Origin of the sequence: Methanobrevibacter sp. UBA417, from assembly GCF_002508845.1 — an archaeon.
Lineage (GTDB): Archaea > Methanobacteriota > Methanobacteria > Methanobacteriales > Methanobacteriaceae > Methanobrevibacter_A > Methanobrevibacter_A acididurans.
In genome coordinates this window covers 1-2,928 of record NZ_DAZC01000035.1, presented here as the reverse complement: position 1 = coordinate 2,928, position 2,928 = coordinate 1, and the positions used below count along the sequence as shown (strand labels likewise).

The following is a 2,928-nucleotide window of genomic DNA, read 5'->3' as shown; positions in this document are numbered from 1 at the left end:
CAGAATATTATCAATAGAATAATTTTAAAATTTTTATTCTATTTTTATTTTTTTGGCTCTGTAGAAACCCTATTTTTGAGGTATTTTTGTTGATCTGTAGAAGTTGTAGAATGTGTTTTTGAGTTTGGTTTCTTTATTTGACAGTTTTAGGCTTCTGCTGTGATTTGTTCCATTAAATTTTCTTTTTACCACGCTGAATACGCATTCTATGTTATTTCTTTTTCTGTATATTTTGGGTCGGAATATTGTGGGGCTGTTGGTTCTGTAGTGTCCGTTTTTGGCTCTTGTTTTTAATGGTATTTGGTCAAATGCTCCTACTTCTTCATTTATACATTTTCTTATGGGTTCTGTATCGTATGCTTTGTCTGCAATTATGTAATGTGGTTTATATATTTTTATGTTTCTGATTGATTGTTTTGCGAAGTGTGTGTCGTGTCTTGGGCCTCTTTGAACTTGATAATCAAGAATTAGTTGTGTGTTAACATTGATTGCAATATGGTTTTTCACATAGCTTTTTCGTTCTTTACGTCGTATTTTCGCGAAATATTTATCAGCATAATCATTGGTGAATCCTGATCCATCTAAAGCAATGTTTCCACCAATTAAAGTAAATTTTGATAATATTTTCTTGTTTAATTCTTTAAAACTTGTTTCAGATATTCTTTTAAAGAATTTCTGGATTGTTGTATAATGTGGGACGGTTTTTAATCTTAAAAATTTAAGTAACTTATCTGATAATTGCATCCACTCAATTATTTCACGATAGGTCATTTTTGAATACATTTTAAGAGCTAAAATAGTGAATAATTTAGGCTGTGTGTATAAATGATTACTAAAATAATTGGAATAATCATTTAAACATGCTTTAGCATAGTTATATACTTTTTCAGCATATAGCAGCATGTGATTACCTGATAATTCAATATTACCATTTTTAGACTGACGATTTAAACAGTTTTCTAATGGTTTTTCACATTCAAAATCCAAAAGGTTTAACTGTCTTGAAAACAAAATATGATATGGAGAAAAGGTTTTTTTACTTATCATATTAATATCTTTTCTCCATTTAATTATTAATACTTTATTATAACTTATTTTAAACCACTTAAGTAGTATTTCAAGTGTAATTTGCTAAAATCACCTTTAAATTCTTTAAAAAACAAATAAAGAAAACCAAAAAATAAAAAATACCCAAGTACAACTTCAACTGAAAAAATATTTTAATAAAAATATAGGATTTCTACAGAACCCTATTTTTAAATAAATTTAATATAATAAATTTGAAATATTATACTCTTTTGATAAATTTTTCACTTTCTTTAATAAATTATATTGATAATGTTTATTAGGATAATCTAAGTATTTGCTTTTCACTTTACTTTCAAACAATTTTTTAGTCTCATCATAATATTCAGGATAAAATTTTTTAACTTTTTTTAAATATTTGTAACGGCAGTCATTTTCACTTTCACCATATAAAGTTAGAGTGCTAGGTAAAATGTAATCCACATTATAATCTTTAAAAATTTTTATAGTTTCTCTTAAAACTTTATCAGTATCTGTTATAAAAGGAAGGATAGGCATAAATGTAATACCTACTCTAAAACCTGCATCTTTTAATTTTTTAATAGATTTTAATCGTCTGGTAGGTTTAGGAGCATTAGGTTCAAAAATTTTAGCCACATCATCAAAAACGGTACTAAAAGAAAAAGAAACAATAACTTTTTCATCTATTTTATCAACTAATTCCATAGGTAATATAGAGTTTTTATTAATTTTTTGTAATATATCTATATCTCTACAAATTAAATCGGATTTTGTAACTATATGAACTGGGTAATGAAATTTATTAGCAATTTTTAAGAACTCTCGAGTCATAAATAATTCTTTTTCAATTTCCATGTAAGGATCAGATGCAGAACCAATAGTAAATAAAGCCCTTTCACCTTTTTTTGCTTTATTTTTTAATTGTTGGTGTAAAAGATCATTAGCATTAGTTTTTACATAGTATGTTTTTGTATCTTCCGCATACTTGCTTCCATTGATATAACAATAACTACAATCAAAGGTGCACCCGTTATAAATGTTAAAACTATAGTCTTCCATAAATAATTGTCTAGGACCATGTCTTTTATTTAGTATTGTTTTTACTGTTTTTTCTTTGAAATGATACTTTTTTATTATCTTTGTTTTATCATTTAGAGTATTAATCATTATTTTAATCTCTTTTATTCTATTTATTTATCTGTTTTTTTATTATTACCTAATTTAATTTTCTTTTTTATTATAATTTACTGTTTAAACTAATTTTTATTTTAATTTTCCCTATTTTCTTTCATACCGTAAATTTTATTTTTTTTATTTTTTTTATTTTTTCCAATTTTGTATTACTATTTTAAATTTATTTATTATTATCTATTTTTTTAAAAATTTTAAAGATTTAATAATACTTTAATAATTAAAATATTAAATTTTAATTTTTATTTATCCATATAAATTAAAATATATTTATATTTTTTAAAAATAAATTTTTTTGCAAATATTTTTATTAAATTTTATCTTTGTTGTAACTTTCTCTAAAGGTTGTGCCATGTGTTTATGGCGTTGGTTTAAGTTTGATGTATTTTACATTTTAACTATGATGACTGCTTTTCCACATGTGGCTAAATTTTTTCATGTTTATAAGTCAATCAACTTTGATTGATTCAATAATTCTACATGTTTTTATGAGGACCTAATACTTAGTATTATGGTTTGATGTTGGTTTTGTAGATGTGGTGATATTTGATTGTTATATCTGATATGTAAGATGTAATGAATCTGTATTTTATGTGTATTACTCTGTCTATTTTTTTATGTGTACTTCTTAACGTGACTAATAATGTTATAACGTATTTAGTTTACTATTTTTTTGTATTTTCTGTCAAA

2 protein-coding genes are annotated in these 2,928 nt (G+C 24.0%); both read right to left on the bottom strand.

Annotation, left to right across the window (positions count from 1 at the left end; genetic code table 11):
* Positions 1–69 precede the first annotated feature (69 nt).
* Positions 70–1,047, bottom strand: coding sequence for a transposase (locus BP769_RS07835; protein WP_413862369.1), 978 nt, complete (start codon positions 1,045–1,047; stop codon positions 70–72).
* A gap of 219 nt (positions 1,048–1,266) precedes the next feature.
* Complete coding sequence (locus BP769_RS07830; RefSeq protein WP_413825706.1) at positions 1,267–2,214, bottom strand: SPL family radical SAM protein; 948 nt, start codon at positions 2,212–2,214, stop codon at positions 1,267–1,269.
* Positions 2,215–2,928 lie beyond the last annotated feature (714 nt).

Excerpts from the sequence above, each read along its gene's own strand:
- BP769_RS07835 (WP_413862369.1), bottom strand. The coding sequence starts at position 1,047 with ATGATAAGTAAAAAAACCTTTTCTCCATATCATATTTTGTTTTCAAGA.
- BP769_RS07830 (WP_413825706.1), bottom strand. The coding sequence starts at position 2,214 with ATGATTAATACTCTAAATGATAAAACAAAGATAATAAAAAAGTATCAT.